Annotated in this window: 2 protein-coding genes and 2 pseudogenes; 3 read left to right on the forward strand and 1 reads right to left on the reverse strand. The window is 70.8% G+C overall.

Annotated elements, in window-relative coordinates; translation table 11 throughout:
* Positions 1-650 (reverse strand): annotated as a pseudogene (locus tag O3Q52_RS50125) (regulator); the annotation flags it as partial.
* 146 nt (positions 651-796) lie between these two features.
* On the opposite strand from O3Q52_RS50125, the gene O3Q52_RS50130 reads away from it, so the two are divergent.
* The 3 genes and pseudogenes from O3Q52_RS50130 to O3Q52_RS50140 all read left to right on the forward strand — a co-directional run.
* A complete protein-coding gene (locus O3Q52_RS50130; protein WP_269655090.1) occupies positions 797-2,581 on the forward strand; it encodes an FAD-dependent monooxygenase in 1,785 nt (594 codons plus the stop codon).
* 181 nt (positions 2,582-2,762) lie between these two features.
* Positions 2,763-3,638, forward strand: coding sequence for an intradiol ring-cleavage dioxygenase (locus tag O3Q52_RS50135; RefSeq protein ID WP_269655091.1), 876 nt, complete (start codon positions 2,763-2,765; stop codon positions 3,636-3,638).
* 23 nt (positions 3,639-3,661) lie between these two features.
* Positions 3,662-3,918 (forward strand): annotated as a pseudogene (locus O3Q52_RS50140) (hypothetical protein); the annotation flags it as partial.

A 3,918-nucleotide genomic window follows, 5' to 3' on the forward strand; every position in this document is an offset into this window, starting at 1 on the left:
AGCGCTCGTTCCGTCGTGCGGGACCGCGCCACCAGCTCCGCCTCGACGGCCGTCGCCGTGGCCTCGGCGAGGGCGGCGCCGGGGTGAGGGGTGCATCCGGTGCACAGGCCGGACGCGACGGTCACCGTGCCCAGGACCTGGCCGTTCTCCGGGGCCAGCACCGGCACGCTGACGGCGGACACGTCCTGCCAGAGGTCGAGGAAGTGCTCGGGGCCGTGCACCTCGGCGCGACGCCGGGTGCGCAGGGCGAGGGCCGCGCTGTTGTGCCCGACCTCCTGCTCGGACAGGTCGTGGCACTTCTCGTCGCCGGGCCCACTCCCGGCCGACCAGAGCACGCGCAGCCGCTCGTCGGTGAGGACGAGGGACGACTGCCCCGAGGAGAGGGCGGGGGCGAGCCGTTCGAGCACGGGCCGCGCGGCGGTCAGCAGGGGCGACCGCACGGGAGGCAGGGGCTCGGAGGGTTCCGTCAGGTCGTGCCGTACGCCGAAGAACCGGGCACGCCGCCAGGCGGCGACGATCTCGTCCGGTACCCCGTCGGGCAGCGGGCGATCCGTCAGGAACCGCTCTCGCGCCTGGCGCAGCGGCGTGAGAGCGGGACGGGCGGGGGACTCTTCGGTGGTCGTCACGGCGCCTCCCACCGTACCGGGCATGGTTGAACAGGTAACAAAGGGGTGCACTCGTTGTGTTCCATGCCCGCACCGGTCGGTGTTCCGCGCCCGCACCGGTATCGCGCAAACCCGCACCGGTGTCTCGTAATGAGACACCCGCTCTCCCGCGCACCGCACCATGATCATGAATGGTTGGTGCTGTTCTCATCCTCTGGAGCGTGCCCGTGCACACCGTCGAGCCCGTAGTCGAGACCGACGTACTCATCGTGGGCAGCGGCCCCGCCGGCGCCTCGGCCGCCCTGGCCCTGAGCACCTACGGCGTGCCCAACATCGTGGTCACCCGCTACGCGAGCCTCGCCGACACGCCCCGGGCCCACATCACCAACCAGCGCACGATGGAGGTCCTGCGCGACCTCGGCGTCGAGCAGGACGTGGTCGCGCAGGCCACGCCCCAGCACCTGATGGGCAACACCACCTTCTGCACCAGCCTGGCCGGCGAGGAACTGGGCCGCGTCCGTTCCTGGGGCAACGACCCCCTCGTACAGGCCGCGCACGACCTCGCCAGCCCCACCCGTATGTGCGACATGCCGCAGCACCTCATGGAGCCGGTGCTGGTCGACGCCGCCGTCGCCCGTGGCACCCACCTCCGCTTCAGCACGGTCTACAAGTCGTTCGTCCAGGACGCCGACGGAGTCACGGTCACCGTCGAGGACCGGCTGCGCGGCGACGAGTACACCATCCGCGCCAAGTACCTGATCGGCGCCGACGGGGGACGCTCCAAGGTCGCCGAGGACGCCGGGCTGCCGATGGGCGGCCAGATGGGTGTGGCCGGCAGCATCAACATCGTCTTCGACGCGGACCTGAGCAAGTACACCGCGCACCGGCCGTCCACGCTCTATTGGGTGCTCGCCCCGGGCGCGACCGTCGGCGGCATCGGCGCGGGCCTCGTCCGCAACGTCCGCCCCTGGAACGAGTGGATGATCGTCTGGGGCTACGACGTGACCGCGGGCGCCCCCGACCTCACCACCGAGTACGCGGAGTCCATCGTCCGCAGACTCGTCGGTGACGACGAGATCCCCGTGACCATCAAGTCCTCCTCGGCGTGGACGGTCAACGAGATGTACGCCGAGACGTACTCGAACGGCCGCGTCTTCTGCGCGGGCGACGCCACGCACCGCCATCCGCCGTCCAACGGCCTCGGCTCCAACACCTCCGTCCAGGACGCGTACAACCTGGCGTGGAAGCTCAAGCTGGTCCTCGACGGCTCCGCCTCGCCGAAGCTCCTCGACACGTACACCGCCGAGCGCGCCCCGGTCGGCAGGCAGATCGTCACCCGCGCCAACAAGTCCATCGGCGAGACGGCACCGATCTTCGAGGCGCTCGACGGCCTCTCCCCGCAGAGCCCCGAGCAGCTGAGGGCCAACATCGCCGCCCGCAAGGACGCCACCGAGGCCGCCGAGAAGCAGCGAGCCAGGCTCCGCGAGGCGATCGCCTTCAAGGTGTACGAGTTCAACGCGCACGGCGTCGATCTCAACCAGCGGTACGTGTCGGACGCGGTTGTTCCCGACGGCACGCCCGACCCCGGGTTCGACCGCGATCCCGAGCTGTACCACCAGCCGTCCTCGCGGCCCGGTGCCAAGCTGCCCCATGCGTGGATCACTGCCGGGGGCCGGACCCTGTCCACGCTCGACGCGGCCGGTCAGGGGCGCTTCACGTTGTTCACCGGTATTGGTGGTGAGGGGTGGGTGAGGGCCGCGGAGTCCGTCGGCCCCGACATCGCCACCGCTGTCATCGGGCCCGGGCAGCAGTACGAGGATCCGTACGGTGACTGGGCGCGGCTGAGTGAGGTCTCCGACTCGGGTGTGCTGCTTGTGCGGCCCGACGGGTATGTGGCGTTTCGGTGTGCGACGGCTGTCGGTGATGCCGAGGAGTTGCTGAGGGATGCGGTGCGGCGGATTCTCGGTCACGGGTAGCTCTGCGGGTTGTGCCGCTGGGCTTCGGGGTGCTGCGGGCCGTCGTGTTCGTGCGGGTCGTGTGTGGCTGGTCGCGCAGTTCCCCGCACCCCTGAAGGGGCGCCCCATGCGGGCGGAGTAGGACAATGATCGTCGGGAAGCGGGACACGGCGAATCGGGACACATCGGATCAGGAGTCGTCATGACCATCGATGCCAGCGGGACCGCGGTCACCGAGGAGGCCGTCGGGAGTCTTGGTGCGGGTACCGATCCGCGGTTGCGGGAGTTGCTCACCGGTCTGATCCGGCACCTTCACGACTTCGCGCGCGAGACGCGGCTCACCCAGGAGGAGTGGGAGCGGGCGATCGGGTTCCTGACGGCGACCGGACAGACGTGCACCGACACCCGGCAGGAGTTCATCCTCCTGTCGGACGTGCTCGGACTGTCGATGCTGGTGGAGACCCTGAACGCCGACCGCGGCCCCGGCGCCACCGAGTCGACCGTCCTCGGCCCCTTCCACATGACCGAGTCCCCGGTCCGTGAACTCGGCGCCGACATCGACCTGGTGGGCAGCGGCGAACCGTGTGTCGTCAGCGGCCGGGTGCTCTCCCAGGACGGCACCCCGCTGCCCGGCGCGGTCCTCGACGTCTGGCAGGCCGACACCGACGGCTTCTACGACGTGCAGCAGCCTGACCTCCAGCCACCGGGCAACGGCCGTGGGCTGTTCACGGCGGACGCGGCGGGCCGCTTCTGGTTCCGCACCTGTGTGCCGAGCCCGTACCCCATCCCCACCGACGGCCCGGTCGGCGACCTGCTCCGCGCCACCGGCCGGCACGCCTACCGCCCCGCCCACATCCACTTCATCGCCACCGCCGAGGGCCACGCCCCCGTCACGACGCACATCTTCGTGGCGGGCAGCGAGTACCTCGACTCGGACGCGGTCTTCGCGGTGAAGCACAGTCTGGTCCAGGACTTCGCGGCGACCGACGACCCTTCCCTGGCACGGGAGTTCGGCGTCCCGAACCCGTTCCGGCACGCGCAGTTCGATCTCGTCCTGACTCCTGGGGCGAAAGCGTGAACTTCTCGTACGAGGCCCAGCCCATGCGGGTCGTCTTCCGGCCCGGCGCCTCGGTGAGCGCGACGGCGGGGGAGGTCCAACGGCTCGGTCTGCGGCGGGTGCTGGTGGTGTCCGGCGCGCGCGGTGCGGACACCGCGCGGGCGGTCGCCGGCTCGCTGGGCGAGCTGTGCGCGGGACTGCACGCCGAGGCGCGGATGCACGTCCCGGTGGAGCCACGACTCGTCCTCGTCCTTGGTCAACGGATCGTTGGTGAACCGCCAGCCGCCACCGTCCTCGTAGG

This window comes from Streptomyces sp. ActVer (assembly GCF_027270795.1).
GTDB lineage: Bacteria > Actinomycetota > Actinomycetes > Streptomycetales > Streptomycetaceae > Streptomyces > Streptomyces umbrinus_A.

Coding starts and splice junctions, on each gene's coding strand:
- O3Q52_RS50130 (WP_269655090.1), top strand. CDS start 797: ATGGTTGGTGCTGTTCTCATCCTCTGGAGCGTGCCCGTGCACACCGTC.
- O3Q52_RS50135 (WP_269655091.1), top strand. CDS start 2,763: ATGACCATCGATGCCAGCGGGACCGCGGTCACCGAGGAGGCCGTCGGG.